The sequence below is a fragment of the Acidithiobacillus albertensis genome (assembly GCF_001931655.1).
Lineage (GTDB): Bacteria > Pseudomonadota > Gammaproteobacteria > Acidithiobacillales > Acidithiobacillaceae > Acidithiobacillus > Acidithiobacillus thiooxidans.
In genome coordinates, this window is the sequence record NZ_MOAD01000003.1 from 1 (window position 1) to 15,409 (window position 15,409).

23 protein-coding genes are annotated in these 15,409 nt (G+C 50.0%); all 23 read left to right on the top strand.

Annotated features, from left to right (window positions below; all coding sequences use genetic code 11):
- Positions 1-473: 473 nt before the first annotated feature.
- The 23 genes from BLW97_RS14500 (at position 474) to BLW97_RS14610 (ending at position 15,403) form a co-directional block, all read left to right on the top strand.
- Entirely contained in the window at positions 474-1,244 is a 771-nt protein-coding gene (locus tag BLW97_RS14500) for a L,D-transpeptidase family protein (protein ID WP_075323708.1), read from the top strand.
- A 324-nt stretch (positions 1,245-1,568) separates the two neighbouring features.
- Positions 1,569-1,676, top strand: a complete 108-nt coding sequence (locus tag BLW97_RS14505; protein ID WP_278278529.1) for a LuxR C-terminal-related transcriptional regulator — start codon at positions 1,569-1,571, stop codon at positions 1,674-1,676.
- 336 nt (positions 1,677-2,012) lie between these two features.
- Complete coding sequence (locus BLW97_RS14510; protein ID WP_075323709.1) at positions 2,013-3,188, top strand: phosphoadenosine phosphosulfate reductase domain-containing protein; 1,176 nt, start codon at positions 2,013-2,015, stop codon at positions 3,186-3,188.
- Positions 3,151-3,624 (top strand): ATP-binding protein, encoded by a 474-nt coding sequence (locus BLW97_RS14515; RefSeq protein WP_075323710.1) that lies wholly within the window; start codon positions 3,151-3,153, stop codon positions 3,622-3,624. Before BLW97_RS14510 ends, BLW97_RS14515 begins: the two co-directional genes overlap by 38 nt.
- Positions 3,625-3,636: 12 nt before the next feature.
- The gene (locus BLW97_RS14520; protein ID WP_075323711.1) at positions 3,637-4,212 is read left to right on the top strand and encodes a hypothetical protein; all 576 of its coding nucleotides are present in this window, start codon (positions 3,637-3,639) and stop codon (positions 4,210-4,212) included.
- The gene (locus BLW97_RS14525) at positions 4,190-5,164 is read left to right on the top strand and encodes a 5'-3' exonuclease family protein (RefSeq protein WP_031571952.1); all 975 of its coding nucleotides are present in this window, start codon (positions 4,190-4,192) and stop codon (positions 5,162-5,164) included. The genes BLW97_RS14520 and BLW97_RS14525 overlap by 23 nt, the downstream gene beginning before the upstream one ends.
- 128 nt (positions 5,165-5,292) lie before the next feature.
- Positions 5,293-5,607: a helix-turn-helix domain-containing protein gene (locus BLW97_RS14530; RefSeq protein ID WP_031571950.1), complete on the top strand. Its 315-nt coding sequence runs from the start codon at positions 5,293-5,295 to the stop codon at positions 5,605-5,607.
- A gap of 11 nt (positions 5,608-5,618) precedes the next feature.
- The gene (locus tag BLW97_RS14535; RefSeq protein ID WP_075323712.1) at positions 5,619-6,068 is read left to right on the top strand and encodes a hypothetical protein; all 450 of its coding nucleotides are present in this window, start codon (positions 5,619-5,621) and stop codon (positions 6,066-6,068) included.
- 144 nt (positions 6,069-6,212) lie between these two features.
- Positions 6,213-6,713 (top strand): hypothetical protein, encoded by a 501-nt coding sequence (locus BLW97_RS14540; protein ID WP_031568659.1) that lies wholly within the window; start codon positions 6,213-6,215, stop codon positions 6,711-6,713.
- A gap of 130 nt (positions 6,714-6,843) precedes the next feature.
- Positions 6,844-7,662, top strand: coding sequence for a hypothetical protein (locus tag BLW97_RS14545; RefSeq protein ID WP_031568661.1), 819 nt, complete (start codon positions 6,844-6,846; stop codon positions 7,660-7,662).
- 348 nt (positions 7,663-8,010) lie between these two features.
- Positions 8,011-8,226, top strand: a complete 216-nt coding sequence (locus BLW97_RS14550) for a hypothetical protein (RefSeq protein ID WP_031568662.1) — start codon at positions 8,011-8,013, stop codon at positions 8,224-8,226.
- Positions 8,223-8,480 carry a hypothetical protein gene (locus BLW97_RS14555; protein WP_031568664.1) on the top strand — a complete coding sequence of 86 codons (258 nt, stop codon included), beginning with the start codon at positions 8,223-8,225 and terminating at the stop codon, positions 8,478-8,480. Before BLW97_RS14550 ends, BLW97_RS14555 begins: the two co-directional genes overlap by 4 nt.
- Before the next feature lie 67 nt (positions 8,481-8,547).
- Positions 8,548-9,114 (top strand): single-stranded DNA-binding protein, encoded by a 567-nt coding sequence (locus BLW97_RS14560; RefSeq protein ID WP_031568667.1) that lies wholly within the window; start codon positions 8,548-8,550, stop codon positions 9,112-9,114.
- Positions 9,115-9,170: 56 nt separating this feature from the next.
- Positions 9,171-9,386 carry a hypothetical protein gene (locus tag BLW97_RS14565; RefSeq protein ID WP_031574352.1) on the top strand — a complete coding sequence of 72 codons (216 nt, stop codon included), beginning with the start codon at positions 9,171-9,173 and terminating at the stop codon, positions 9,384-9,386.
- Entirely contained in the window at positions 9,383-9,568 is a 186-nt protein-coding gene (locus BLW97_RS14570; protein ID WP_031574349.1) for a hypothetical protein, read from the top strand. The genes BLW97_RS14565 and BLW97_RS14570 overlap by 4 nt, the downstream gene beginning before the upstream one ends.
- A gap of 45 nt (positions 9,569-9,613) precedes the next feature.
- Positions 9,614-10,207: a JAB domain-containing protein gene (locus tag BLW97_RS14575; protein WP_051690706.1), complete on the top strand. Its 594-nt coding sequence runs from the start codon at positions 9,614-9,616 to the stop codon at positions 10,205-10,207.
- A gap of 11 nt (positions 10,208-10,218) precedes the next feature.
- Complete coding sequence (locus BLW97_RS14580; protein WP_031574345.1) at positions 10,219-10,440, top strand: hypothetical protein; 222 nt, start codon at positions 10,219-10,221, stop codon at positions 10,438-10,440.
- 59 nt (positions 10,441-10,499) lie between these two features.
- Positions 10,500-10,850 (top strand): hypothetical protein, encoded by a 351-nt coding sequence (locus BLW97_RS14585; protein WP_031574343.1) that lies wholly within the window; start codon positions 10,500-10,502, stop codon positions 10,848-10,850.
- Positions 10,851-10,868: 18 nt separating this feature from the next.
- On the top strand, positions 10,869-11,666 hold the full coding sequence (locus BLW97_RS14590; RefSeq protein ID WP_143214927.1) for an RsmD family RNA methyltransferase: 798 nt from the start codon (positions 10,869-10,871) through the stop codon (positions 11,664-11,666).
- A 45-nt stretch (positions 11,667-11,711) separates the two neighbouring features.
- Complete coding sequence (locus BLW97_RS14595; protein ID WP_075323714.1) at positions 11,712-12,053, top strand: hypothetical protein; 342 nt, start codon at positions 11,712-11,714, stop codon at positions 12,051-12,053.
- Between the two features lie 50 nt (positions 12,054-12,103).
- On the top strand, positions 12,104-13,957 hold the full coding sequence (locus BLW97_RS14600) for a BRCT domain-containing protein (protein WP_075323715.1): 1,854 nt from the start codon (positions 12,104-12,106) through the stop codon (positions 13,955-13,957).
- A 110-nt stretch (positions 13,958-14,067) separates the two neighbouring features.
- Positions 14,068-14,328, top strand: coding sequence for a hypothetical protein (locus BLW97_RS14605; RefSeq protein ID WP_075323716.1), 261 nt, complete (start codon positions 14,068-14,070; stop codon positions 14,326-14,328).
- A gap of 295 nt (positions 14,329-14,623) precedes the next feature.
- Complete coding sequence (locus tag BLW97_RS14610; protein WP_075323718.1) at positions 14,624-15,403, top strand: hypothetical protein; 780 nt, start codon at positions 14,624-14,626, stop codon at positions 15,401-15,403.
- Positions 15,404-15,409 lie beyond the last annotated feature (6 nt).

Here is a 15,409-nt window from a genome sequence, read left to right on the forward strand (position 1 = left end):
CGTGAAAGTCACATGATCCACCAACCACGGCGGAACCAATCCTAACGCGAGAGAAAACAGCTCTTCAGGGACCATCAGCTAACTCCAATTCAGGGCACGACCGCTCCACAGCATTCTACCCCCTACCCACTCAATCTGACGAAGAGCCATTTAGATCCGCTGCAACAGGAGAAAAGGCGTCCTAACCGTGAAGAACCACTATACAACTAACTTGACAGATGCTGCCATGAAGGGTTTGCTTAGATAATGACTTTATCGGACAAGGAAAAACTCTGGAAGACTGGAAAGGTGTTTGGCGAAAATTGCCAACACTTCGGGTTTGGGACGACGCTTGGTAGGTCGGGCATCGGTGCCCTAACCAAAAACGGTCCAGTCGGTCCAGATTGCCAAGGGCCGTCGCCAGACACCAACCCCAATAACCGCTTTGCGGCGTGCTTCCCAATGGCTTCAAAAATCTGTGCGGAGTGCCAAGAATGTTGATTCATGCCCTTACTGAAATGCAATTCTATCCATCAACCCGTTGGCAGACTCCACCAGCATTTCATACAGCCATAGCATCGGCGCCCGCATCCTTTCGGCAGGGTGCGATTCTGCAATTTGAGGATGCTGATCATTTACCGTTGGGTAAAATGTCGCATGTAGCGCTGAAACAAGCTGTGGCCGTTGCCCTAAAAAACGGTTTTCGCAATCCGTGGCCGTACACATGGGTGCAGGTATCCAAGACAGACCCGGAAAACGCCACGGTGTGGACTTTAGTCGGCACCAAACTGATAGCCGTCCTGCACACGCCTGTAAACACTGGGGTGCTCCATTCCACCCCGGACGGTTCCTGGCCCGTGTACGAACGCGTGCCGGTAACTACGATGAAGGGCACATTTCCTGCTCCGCTGACACCCTATCAGCAGCGGTTATATCGCGCGGCCAAAAGCGCGGGTTTTGCACTGAAGGGTACCAATATCGATCATTGGCATGGTGCACTGGTCCAGTGGCGTCCCTATGATGACCCTGGTATCAAATGGGTAAGCTACTTCGACAGGGGCCGTGCCCTGCATTATTTCCCGCGCACAGGATACGGCTGGCCGCAAAGTGCGGGCTGCGTGGAAATGCCGGATAAAGCGGCTCATCAAACATTTAGTACTATCCACTATGGTTCAGTCGTTACGGTGAGCAAAGGGTTGCGGCAGGCTGAGCAAGTTCCGGGTTCCAACCTATCGAAAAAAGTGCACAAAAAGTGGCCGGCCTGAGATCATGAGGGACTGATGGAGAAATGTGTCGCGTGCAAGAACGGATTCACACGAGGGTCCTGTCTATGTGCCGTTTTGAGAAGTTCACTCGTATCGTCCAGGGTAGCGCTCGGCCTCTGGGCTTAACGTAGAAGTGGGCGGTTTATCAGCATCATTTTTTGCCATATTTCAGCATCATGTTTTTACCACGCGACTTCGTTGAGAATGAATATTCAACCGACTGATAGATTGAATCAATTTACGGAATAGGGGTCCGGTCATGGGTAAACCATTTTAACGCTGTTTTCTGCTAAAACTGATAAATCTCAGACACTGTTTGACAACATCACGGAGCGCACAATTAATTTTCACATCGGCAAGGCCATGGCCAAGCTAAATGCCGTCAACAAGACCGCTGCCGTTCTTCGAGCGGCCATGCTGGGTCTCCTGTAATTCTACTTGACTTGACCAACTATACCGTCTCATGGCTTCCTCACTCATGGTTTTTCCTACGCTGGTTCTCTACCACCTGGAGGCAATATTGGAAGATTCCGCCTAATATTGGAATTTCCCAGTATCCTTACTTCTGGAATCATGCATTAGTTGAGTTATTTCAGCACCAAACGAAACGGCTATGTGAAAAACGTCGGAAAGCCCCATTGCAATCAATCACACTGAAAGCGCAAAAAAACTGCATTTAATACAGAATAAGAACATAAAACGCAAAAAAACAGCAAAAAAGACGGTATAATATTGGAAAGACAGGAACGCATAACAAAAAGGTGAGCCATGCAAGAAATCCTCCAGTATTACCGCAGGAATACGACTGAATACGTACCACAAAACATCGCGACCACCCCGGAAATTAACGCACTCATTGAGAGAGATGCGGTTGTTGCCGTAGGAGTGTCAGGCGGCAAGGACTCACAAGCCTGCGCAATCGCCGTCAGCCGTTACCTGGATACCATCGGGCACCAAGGACCCAGAGTCCTCATCCATGCCGATCTCGGCCGCGTCGAATGGAAAGATAGCTTACCCACATGCGAACGCCTTGCAGAACAGCTCGGATGGGAACTCATGGTTGTGCGCCGGAAAGCGGGTGACATGATGGATCGCTGGCTGGGCCGCTGGCGAAATAACGTGACACGTTACGAAAACCTGGAGTGCGTCAAACTCATCCTGCCTTGGAGCACGCCCTCCATGCGATTCTGCACGTCAGAATTGAAAGTGGCCGTTATTACCTCAGCGCTGAAAAAACGGTTCCCAGGGCGGGACATCATTAACGCCGCCGGAATCCGCCGGGAAGAAAGCGCACAGCGCCGCAAAATGCCGGTATCGACCAGTCAGCCGAAACTGGAAAGGAAAGGGTACGCGGGCCTGAACTGGAACCCGATCATCGAATGGAATCTGGAAGACGTGATTACGGCCATCAAATCCGCAAGACTCGAACTGCACGAAGGTTATACCCGTTACCAGATGAGCCGGATCAGTTGCGCCTACTGCATCATGTCCTCAGAAGAAGACCTGCAATCATCCACTGCCTGCCCGGACAACGTGGCCATTTATCGGGAAATGGTGGATCTGGAAATCACGTCCACCTACGCTTTCCAAGGTTCGCGCTGGCTGGCAGACGTGGCCCCGCAGTTGCTCAGTGCAAAAACCCGGTCAGACGCAAAGGAAGCAAAGGAGAAAGCAGTAATACGCCAGCGCCTTGAGTCGGAAATACCGGATAGCTTAATGTATGTGAAGGGCTGGCCAACATCTGTTCCAGACCATCACGAGGCCAATATATTGGCGCGAATCCGCCGCGAGATAGCCAACCTGATCCAAATGGATGCACAATATCTGACCGCTGATGCTGTCCAGACGCGCTATCAGGAACTTATCGCGCAAAACAGCGCCAAAAACTGCAGGAAAAAGGAATCCCATGTATCCAAAGTTGAGCCTCTCGCGTTCTCGTGGTGAAACAAAACCACAAGAGCAATCCCCCGAACTGAAACCTTTGGTCATCATTACCGTCGGCGTCACCGCAGCAGGAAAAACAACCTGGGCAAAGAACCTGCAAAACGAACACCCGAATCTGAATGTCGCCATCATACCGACAGCGGAGATCAGCAGCAGAGATCAACAAGCGTGGATCAGGAAGCTCCAGGCAGCAGCAACCAGCAAGAACGTCATCATTCTGGACGGGAGCAATCTGGATGACACGCAGCTGCGCCACGATCTGGACACATTGAAAACGCTGGGTCTGACGGATATTGCCATCGAATATTTTGAACCGGATAGCCTTTTCGTGCTCCTGAGTAGAAACAAAGGCATGGGCGGCGAGAAAATACGGACGGAACTACAAAAAATAAGAAACCGTGAGCACTATCTGGAAATAGCGGAATCATACGACTGAACAGGAATAAAATTGAAGGGATTTAAAATAGCAATAAGTGCAAACGAAGCATTGTTCGACTTTGATTCAACGTGGAAAAGGGTGGCCGAAGAATATCTGGAAAGAGAACTGCAAATCAAAAGCCATCACTACAATCTTATGGCACGTTACCAGATGACCGACGCCGAGTATCACAGTTGTTGGCAGATTTTCAATGAACGTGATGCTTGGCGGGATTGCCCCGTTTTTCCAGAGGCTCTCGAACAGGTGTTGCAGTGGCAGCGGGACGGCCATGCGCTGGCCGTGATTTCAACAGACAACCAGCACACCCACGAACTAAGACGTGCCGCGATGGACGCTCTGGGCCTCGATAACATCACACTCATCACGGTCGGCGCCAGAGGCAGTAAATTCAAGATACTCAAGACCATAAAGCCAAAGGTTTATGTAGACGAGATCTGGAAGCATTGCCGGGAAGCGGTCGATGCAGGGGTCCCTCATGTGTTCCGTGTTGCGGGCGGCCACGACGGAGGTGAGGGCACAATGCAAGATATTCAGATCATACGGAATATCCGGGAGATTGAAAATGACGCATGTTTTACTGATTGATGGCAATAATATTGGCTACGCCTCCATGTATGTGCCCGCCCTCGCGCAATTACGTCACAATGGTCAGCAAACAGGCGGCATCATGGGCTTGGTCCAGTCTGTAATCCGGATCACGGCCATGTTTCCCGAAGCCATACCGGTAGTGCTCTGGGATGGACACGCCGCCTGGCGCAAGGAAATCTGTCCGGAATACAAAGACAATCGCAAATCTACCCCCGAAAAGGTGGCCGTTGCCGAGAGCTGGCATCAACAGCAACCTTGGGCCGCAACGCTCCTCGTGATGATGGGTGTCACCCAGATCAGATCTGCAGACGATGAGGCTGATGATCTCGCTGGCCAGATATGCACCAGACTCGGGGACCATCAAAATATAGAAAATATAACCATGATTTCAGGGGATACAGACTGGTGGCAAGCCCTTTCTGAAAGAGTCAGCTGGTTTACCCCTATCACCGATAAGGCCATGACACTGGACGCGCTCAAAACAGAGGCAGCAAAAGATGGCCCTTTTGAGGATCCAGACGAGTACCTGTTAGCGAAGTGTGTGGCTGGCGACCCCTCAGACAACATTCCCGGCGTTGCCGGCGTAGGCATCAAGACCGCCGTAAAGCTGCTACGGCAACACGGCGACCTGCAAGGCATCGCCCGCGCTGTAGAGACAGGAATAGCGAAAGACAAGAAATCTGCAGCCATTCGGGAGTCCATGGAGTTGATTGAGCGCAATCGCAAGATCATGGATTGGCGCAGGGCTCCGGCGATCAACCCCTACCAGGTGGGGCTCATACGCGAAAACGCGGACCCGGAAGGTTGCATCAAACTATGCCAGCACCTGGGGCTCACCCGACTCGAAAAACGCCTGTCTTCAGAAGGCGAATGGGCGGGGATTATTGCAAAGCAGTCAGAATCCGCTTTAGCAAATACCATTGAGGTTTGTGAAATAAGAAACTATTAAAAATAAAAAGTCAGGAACAACGATTTAATCCACAAAAAGAAAGAGCCATACACAGTTTCGAGATTACAATCCCTTGTGATATAAAAAAACGTAGGACGAAACTACGCAACTGGAAAAAAGGAGAAAAAATGGCAGGACTAAGTGCAGAATTGTTGGACAAGGTAAAAGAGTGCCTGGATGATTCTGAACAAACCGCACAGGAAATAGCCGAGAAAAGCGGGCTGAGCGTACAGGTAGTCAGGCAGGCCGTTTCGATTTTAAACGCCAAGGGTTACGCAATGACAATCTCAGGGAAACCTATGAGATACCGCCGAACAACGCCCATCAACCATGAAAGGCAGATAAGGGAAGATTATCAAGGTGGCCCACAGCCTTACTTGAGGCCGGGAAGCTACACACCACCGGAGCAGAGAGTTTACAACTACAATCGACGGAAAGACTAAGGAGTAAAATCATGCAGGCAATAACACGTTGTAAAAATGAAGAAAAAATGAAGGCTGATATGAAGGATAGGAAAGAATATTATGAAAGCTGCAAAGATTGGGCTGCTGGGATGATGGCAAAAGAAGGATTCTCAAAAGAGGATTGCAAGAATGAACTGCTTTCACTCGCTGAAACTGAAAAAGAAAAAGCTTATAATAGCCCATATGAATCAAAAGAAATGACGGCATTGGTTGGATTTGTGGCAATACTTGTTGCTTTAGCCCTTGGAATTTTTGCAAAAAGAATACCAAATAACGATATAATATGGTATGTTTTAATATGCATTGGATCACCTCTTTTAGTTCTATTTGTTTGGTTGAGAATATATTTACCAATAGAAATTAAGAAAAAAATTGATACAAAGGAAAGAATATTTAATTTAGAAAAAGCAGCAGAGTACATTGAAAAAAACATACCTTAATTTTTAGCGCACAAGACAGGTAACCATTCAGGCGCGGCATCTTCGTCGCGCCACAAGAATTATTTAAGCAATAAAAAAACAAGTTCCGCTTCCGCCACATGGTAAAATAGGTTTCTCAGTACAACAGCAGGAGAAAAACTTACCATGATCAACCACCCCTACTCAGTAAAAAACATCAAAAGAGTCCGTGGCACCGAAGGATATGGATTCACGGCTACATTGTATTTCGGGAATAAACGGTTAGGAACCGTGATGGACCACGCCAACGGCGCACCCCTGTTTTTTGAAGTGGAAAGAGAAGCAAAACAGGCGTTGGAACTTTACGCCAAGGGCTTGCCCGACAAGATATGTGATTTCAACGATCCGCAAACGGGACAGCCAGCCGTTGTGAAGTACACCGCCGAGCTACTTGTTGACCAGTTGGTGAATCAGGCACAATCGCTGAAGCAGGTCAAAAACATCCTGAAAAAAGGCAGTACGATAGCCATTATCGACAACCGAAAAGTATATAAAATCGAATACATGGGTCCGGTTGGCTTGAAAATCATAGCGAATTACAAAAAAGAGAACCCAGAAGCCATTGTCCTGAATGGGCTTTCCGATGAAGAAATTATGGCGACCATGGAAGCGCATGGATGCGTATAACCTATATCATCAGGGAGCTTCCGGCCTCAAATATTAGGTAAAATCCACTGAATATCATGGAAAGATCATTTTTTATGATATATTATTCACCGTGTTCATAAGGGCACTTTCACATAAGAGGACCTAGCAAATGAAGAAAACTGCATTATTTTCAATCGCTGCGCTACTCGCTGGATTTTCGGGCGTAGCTTTCGCCAACACCGCTATCATGAACGCCAACAATGAAATGGGCATCGCCGCCACCGGAACCTTGATGAATTACCAAGAGCACGTCACTCCGGGGCCAGCCGATACCGAGTCAGGCTGGATGCCGGGATTTGGCGTCAAGTATTCCCTGATGCAGAACATCATGGGTGTGAACAATGCTTACGTGGCCATCCACTTTAATCGTTCTTCTGGAGGCATCAACTATAAAGGCGCACTTCAGACTGCTCATGGCGATATTCCTACCAAGACCACGGACGATGCCACCATCTATGACGTGACCGGACGGGTCGGTATGGGCATGTCCTTATCCAGCAACATGATGCTGACGCCTTTTGTTGTGGGTGGTTATCAGCACTGGAATCGCAACCTTCAAGGCCCAGGTGCCTATACGGAAGACTACGGTGCGGGCCTGGTCGGGTTGGGCGCCAAGTTTCAGTATGCGCCGACGGCCAATCTGGTTATTTCCGCAACACCTGAATTTATGGCCGTAGTGGGCGGTAGCGCACAGCCGCATATCTCCGGGGTCAGTTCAGCCAAGTTCGGGACCAGCGGCGAAGAAAAGCTGAGCGTCGGCGCCGATTATCGGGTCAGTGGCCATGTCCACCTGTATGGCGGGCTCAGTTACACACATTTTAACTACACGGGCGGCCCCCTCTTCGCGGATGGTCAGCACATCGGTTACGAGCCACTCAGCTCGACCAACCTTTTCGGCATGCAACTGGGCGTAGCGTATAACTTCTAAAAACGCCCAATAACGATTGTTTGCGGCAGCTTGAACACCAGCACGTTTGTGTTGGTGTTTTTTTGCGGCACAATACCCGCAGATGCCATTGAAATAAACGCATAGGTCAGTTAATATCAGGGCTCTTACCACCCAGTTTTCATATGAAAACAGACCGCTATATGGGTAATAGCGACGCAAAACACAGTCAAACATCCATCAGGATGCCATAAGACTGTTGAATCGATTGTGGTAAATCCTCATCTGAGGCACGACCACGCCATCTTCTCAAGCGCAAACCTCCAGACAGTTACCGCCCGGACAGGCCGTAACCACTCTTTCTATGCGCTCAAAACAAAAGGAGTGTTTATGAAATTCAAAAAAGCATTACACGAAATCATGTTCATACTGCCGATTGTCGGATCTCCCTACATCGGCGTACTGGCACTTCGCGCAGCGGGCGTACCTGAATCGTTCTGCGACCAATATCCCTACACCGTAGGATCAGTAGGCGTCGCGGCTGCTCTTCTCATTCTCACGGGGGTAACCATTTTTACCCGCCTAAAATCAAGGAGCTTCAAATGAAAGACTACATGATTGCAGCCAGCATTTTACTGGGCGCCGCCCTCTTGGTCCTGATTTCCGCCGCAACCGGCGGGATCATTTTGCACCAGGCAGGCGTCAGCCTGGCAACCTGCTACAGCAACCCTTTCACTGCACTTGCGGTCGGTTTTCCCATTGTCCTCGCAACCTGCGCGGCATTGACCGTGACCGCATTTTTTAGCAACCGCCATGTAGCGGTTTTTCTGAAGAAAATCTATGCCGGAATCCCGGTATGACCATGCCATTTTTACGCGAATTTTCGTGTAAAATGTACTTTGAAACCCACGTAAAAGGAGTCACAAAATGTCAGTAAACAGAGTAATCGTTCTCGGCCACCTGGGCCGGGACCCGGAGATGCGCTACCAACCCAGTGGCGCGGCTATCGCCAATTTCAGCATCGCCACCACGGAAACCTTCAAGGACCGTGAAGGCAACAAACAGGAGCGGACCGAATGGCACCGCATCGTCCTGTTTGGGCGTACCGCTGAAATCGCCGGAGAATACTTGCGCAAGGGTAGCATGGCCTATGTGGAAGGCCGGCTGCAAACCCGTAAATGGGAAGACAAGGACGGTCAGGATCGCTACACGACCGAAATCATCGGTGACCGCATGCAACTGATCGGATCACGCAATAGCGGCTCTGATCGAGGCGACCGGGAAAACAGTGGTGAAGATAATCGTAGTCACCAACGGGCGCCCTCATCGGCCTCGCATCAAAATAACCGCAATGGGGGTGCTGGACCAGCATCAACACCACAGCCTAAAATGGAAGATTTCGACGACGATGATATTCCATTTGCCAGTTATTTCCCATTAGAAACAACGACTATTGATGTCTTAACGCCTCGCCTTAAGAAAGTTAAATTCTAAGGCGGACATCATAACGGCGGGGCATTGTGCACCGCCTTTTTAATAAGGAGTAAAAGATGAAAAACATCAAAATGATGCCCACTTCTCAAATGGCGCTTTACTGGGCAGCGCACTACAAAATCGCCGCCCAGAATCGGGCATTCATGGAAATGGTCACCGACCCGGTAAATCCGATAACAGATCACGATCTGGAAGCCCTCATCGCTAAACGTCCGGAGGTATATGGGCGTTTTTCCAACTTCATCGGAAAGTTGGGAGGGACCCTCCAATGACTCGTGAAGAACTGGAAAAACAGCGCAGCCGCGTTGTGACCGCCACCATCAACAATCTCTTTCTGGAGTTTGTTGAAGACGGTCTGACTCGGGAAGAGCTGGAGGAAAACATCCGAAAGAACCCTAGAACATGGGGGCGATTCTCGGAGTTCATGGACCAGCTACCCTCCAAACATCACTAATCTCAAACAGCCGCTTCCATAGCGGCTTTTTCATAAGGAGTTATCATGAATTTTCAAAGCATGAGCGATGCCGAGCTACTGGAAACCATTAGCCCGGAGATCGTCAGCAGCACCAATCTTGCGGAATTATTTGGTTACTGCCCGCATTACCAGACCGAAATTGACGGCGTAAGCGATCAGATTGGCGAATATGTCATTCATCCCAAGATTGCCGCCATTCGTGAACTGATGAAGCGCGTGCTCAGCAGCTCCATAAATTTGGGGCTCAAACTCGACAGCGCAAAAGCAGTGAAAGAACTTTTAATCCACCACCTGGGTGGGAAAGAGCGAGAGCACTTCGTCTGCCTGTGGCTGGATAACCATCACAACCTCATCAAAATGGATGTTCCGTTCAAGGGTACCTTGACTACATGCACCGTACACATCCGGGAAATCGCCAAAGACGCCCTGAAATACAACGCAGCAGCGGTCATTTTTGGGCATTCGCACCCTTCTTCATGCCCAGAACCATCAGGTACTGACGTGAAGCTGACCAAACGGATCCGGGAAGCACTCAGTCCCTTTGACGTGCGCGTCCTGGATCACATTGTTGTGGGCGGTAACAAAGCTTGTTCAATGGCCGAAAATGGCCTCATATAAAGGAGAACCTCATGAAATTACTAATACACATGGACGGCGGATTGATTCAAGGAATCTTTGCCGATGAAGCATCTGACGTCGAAGTCATCGTCGCAGATTACGACGTAACAGGAACCCAACAAACCATTCATACCGATCCCGATGGCGATCAGGTAGTCCTCTGGAAAGAGGAACCCGTTATCGGGACAACCTACGCCGAGCAAATGTTCAAGCTCTTTGAATCGGTGAAATGAATCTCTGAGCAATCAGCCAAAGCCGCCATCTGGCGGCTCCATGAAAAAGGAGTAAATACATGGCAAAAGTCATGACATTCAAGGTTCTTTATACGGACCAGGAAACAGAAAACAGAATCATCCGGGAGCTGAAAAGCATCGAGGATATTTTGGATCTCACTGTAGAGGGCATCAACATGACCAATTCGTCATTGGATGACTCTATAGCCAACGAAACCTACCAGAAAGGTGATGCTTTTCACTTTTGGGTAATTTGTGACAACAACCAGGAACGATACTGGTCCGACAAATACGGATGGACGGACATCAGCCGGGCAACACGCTACGCATCAACGGGTGCTCCGCATACCGGACAGCCGTTCATCACCTCACCAAATGCCTGCTACATGCTGGACCCAGCGCGGTTCTAGCAACAATCAAGGTCGTGCATGGTGCGCGGCCTCTTCAAAAAGGAGCAAAAAACAATGGATGCAGTTAACGTCATCCGTTCCGCTCAGATCGAGGGGAACAAAATCTTTATCACCGAACAACTCGGTCGCGATCTGTATAACCAGGTCGCCAGATTGCTGGCAAAGTACAATGCGAAATGGGACCGCCGCGCAAAAGCGCACGTCATTCCAGCAGAGTACCTGCAGGAGTTTCGTGCAGCCATAACCAATGGCTTCACGGAAAGAAAGCAGAGCGTCCAGCAGCAGATCGGGTTCTTCCAAACATCGGAGCGCCTGGCCGACGAGCTCTGTCTCGAAGGCAATGGAGTTCTCGGATGTCGGGTTCTCGAACCCAACGGGGGACATGGCCGAATCATTCAGGCCGCGTTAAACCGATGCGCTGCCGAAGTAGTAACGGTAGAGATTTATCCACCCAATGTAGACGTGCTCAGGGACGTTTTCCTGGGCAACGAGGATGTCACCATTTGTCCGGGTGATTTTCTGGAAAAGAATCTGGATGACCTGGGCGGGGAGCTGTTCGACGTGGTACTCGCCAATCCACCTTTTGCCAAAGGGCAGGATGTGGACCACATCATGCACGCGGTCCAATTTGTCAAAAAGGGCGGGCACATCAGTGCAATCATGGGCGCTGGCGTCCAACACAACACCACTAAAAAGTTCCGTCAGTTCAGAGACTTTGTGGCGACACAAAAGGGCTTTATCGAGCCTCTGCCTTCCCAATCATTCAAAGCTGAAGGAACCATGATAGAGACGGTACAGGTGTATTTACCGCTCTGATCCATCCCGGGTGGGCAACCACCCTTTCACACAAGGAGCAAAACTATGAACATCATGAACATGGTGAATGATTTGGTAATCATCGACGTATGCTTGCCAGACTATTTTCAGGGTAGCTCAGATCCATTCTTAGCGATACCTTTGTCACCCAATATGACGCAAGAGGATCTGAAGACCGCCGTGCGCAATGCGGTACAGGACGATGCGTTTGAAGATTTTGGGTGGCCTGATATGGACTATGAAGAACTGATCCAGATGATCAACAAACGTCTGTCAAAATACCTGCTGACCCGATCACGCGACATTCCCGAAGATACGGATAACGTTGATTCTGTATATGCTTATATAAGAATGGTTTTTCAAGGGACGGTCACAGACGATTTTTGAATAAACATCCATCAGGGCGGGCAACCACCCTTTCAACTCAAGGAGTACCCATGAATACAGAAGATATTTTTGCCGAGATTGAGAAAGCCAACCGGGCTTACCGGAGTGGCGAACCGATCATCGACGATCACGAATACGACCAAAAAATCGAGGCGCTGCGGGAAACCCATCCCGATCACCCGTTTCTGAACCAGGTCGAACCGGAACCGGAAGACCTTTTCCCAGGCGAAAAGGTTCGCCACGTAACACCCATGCTTTCTACCAAAAAGTCTTACAGCGTGGGCGAGGTGGCGAGCTACATCGACAACGTGCTGAAAGCGGCGCTGGATCTGGGAATCAGCCCCAATGAAGTACTGTTCAAGGCAACACCCAAGCTGGACGGTCTATCCGGCCGCTACGACGGTGCTGGGCACCTCTACACACGAGGAAACGGCACAGAAGGTCAGGATATTTCCAATGCACTGGCCAAGGGGCTTGCCATCGACGGTGAGGAGATCTCCGGAGATGGTGAAATCGTGGTAGACGAGCAGTTTTTTAAAGAAAATCTGTACGGCAAAACCTTTAATGGCCGCGTACTCAAACACCCGCGCAATTTCATGGTGGGTTTCATCCGTGCCGATGTTCTGGGAGAGCATCATCATCTGGCAGTCGCCGCTAAAGCAGCCCGATTTGTCCCCTATACGGAGATTGACCGGGTAACGGGCGACAGCACATTCATCCTCGAACATCTGGAAGACATTTCAGAAAATTTGAGAAAAATGTGTGCTTATCGGACAGATGGCATAGTCATCGAAGCGATGGACCCGCGCATCAAGGCATTGATGGGAGCAACGGATAGCCATCATCGCTGGCAAATCGCCTATAAGCAGAAAGGCGAGACGGCCAACGTCGTCGTCAATGAGGTTACCTGGCAGGTGGGCCGTACTGGCCGTGTTACACCGGTGATAGAAATAGATCCGGTGGAACTCTCTGGCGCCTTAATTCGACGTGTGACGGCACACAATGTAGCTATCGTCCGGGAAAAAGGTATCGGTTCTGGCGCCAAAATACGCATCATCCGGTCCGGTGAAGTCATTCCGGCCATAGATGCAGTCATTGAGCCGGCAGCAATGATCGACATTCCCACTCGCTGCCCCTGCTGCAACGGGCCACTCGAAGAGGGGCCTGTAACGCTCGTTTGTACGGCAGGGGTGAAATGCCCCGCTCAGGTGGCAGGGGCCATGGAGCATTTTTGCCAGACCATGGAAATCGAGGGTTTCGGGCCAAAAGTGGTTGAAAAACTGGTAGCCAACGATGGTATCCGGTATTTCAGCGATGTTTTTGCATTGGGTCTGGAAGAATTGATTGTCCTGGGCATTAGCCCCGGTGTAGCCAAGAATCTGGCAAAAGCAGTCATCAACCGCTTGGAAACGCCGATCGATGACTGGCGCGTACTGGCGGCATTCGGCTTCCGCAATCTCGGTCGCGGAGACTCAAAAAAACTGTTACGGCATACCAAAATAGGTGGGCTGAATTTCATCACGCCAGAATTCCTCATTGGCATTGATGATTTTGGTCCGCTCACCTCTGGCCAGATTGCCGAAGATATCCGGTCAAATCTGCAGGAAATCAATCGAGTGGTGGGATACCTGAAGATAGTGCACACCATGGACCAGGCAGGCCAAAAGCCATTGCAGGGTGAAAAAATGGTGTTTACCGGAACCTTCCAATCGGCAGACCGGAAAAATCTGGAAAAGGCAGCAGAGGATCTCGGAGCCAAAGTGCAATCTGGCGTCAATTCCGGAACCACATTACTGGTTATCGGGGACAAGCCCGGGGCCAAGAAAACGGCTGCGGCCGCCTCTTTAGGCACCAGAACGATGGACGAGCCTACCTACCTGAAATGGGTCGAAGAACAGGTTTAACGCCTGTATTCACTGATTTTCAGGAATCACCGCGATCTGGGGTATCCCCAAGAGTACCTGCTCCAGATCGCAAAACTATACACGACCATTGCAGTTAAAAAGGAAATGTCATGCAAAGCACAAAACTGGGATTTATTATTTCACTGACCGCCGAAAAGGATCAGGCGGCGGAATGGAAAGCGGCTTGCGAGGCTGCCAAGGCACAATGTCAGGACGTGACAGACCTGCAGAAAGCCATCCCCATCCTGCTGGAGATTCGCTTACGCTCCGATCAGATTCCCTGGCGGGCGGCCTGCGATGAAATGATTCAGGGCATCCAGGGGGAAGAATTTTTCACTAACCCGCGTTATCAGGCCATTCTTTCAGTCTGATATTCACCCATCCGACAGGAGGCCTCACGGCCTCCTTTTTTTGTGCCGATTTGTGTATTGCACAATACACAAATAGCAGCCATTCCTGCTAAAAGACCCGCCACACAGCAAAGAATTTGCTTAGAAAAATGGAAAAGATTAGAATAAAACCTCTTACCACCCGTCATCAAATGATGAAAACCGCAGCCTGGGTTTCTGCGACGCAATAACTAGCTCAAGCTAGTCCATCCCCATGGGGCATATTCACTGTCCCAGAAGGGAGCAGCTGCATGCCCCTTTTTCAAAAGGAGTAAGCATGAAAGAAAAGGCAAGACAATTTCTCGCCCTGAACGCCCACTTGGCCAACATCACAACCGGGTTTTCGTTCTCCTGCATTAGCAGTGAACAACCTATCGGCTTGCTTGGCCCCGTGGACTACAAACCATTCTCCGGCACCGTTTTCGCTTGCAATGCGGATTTTGTAGGCGTTCTGCGCGAGCACGAGGAGCACCTGGTAGCCATTGACCGCAACTGCCTGCCCAACAAGGGAGAAAAAATCCTCCCTGGGATGAGTATCTCGGTGACTCCATATTGTCGCCATACGTTTGACGGGCGGCGTCTGGATGAAGTCGAGGAAAAACTCTACAAGCATGACATCATCGTGACCCAAACCATTTTGATCCCGAAGGTCAGAATACCCATTCCGGAGGGGTACAAAGACCATTACGACCTCGCCGAGATGGTAGAGCAACTCGAAAACCTAAGCACAAGAGGAACACGTCATACGTGCACTCAGATGCTGGCGGACGCAGGCTTGGCCAACCCCAAAGCGCCGGAAATCATTGATGGCCCGGAAGGTTGCGAAGGACTCTGCATCCGCTTTAATGTCCACAACCAAAAAGCGCACGGGTTTTTTGAGATCAATCTTAACTATGCGCAAGATCTTTATTACGCAAGACTGGTTTCCGAAGAGGGCAAAGTCTTAGCCGAATCCGAAGAATTTTATCTCGATCAAATGCCGGAAATTATTGAGGACATGGTGGATGATGGAAGCTGGGCTATCGCTCAGGTGGAAATCCTCAACCGCGCCGCGTAATCACCC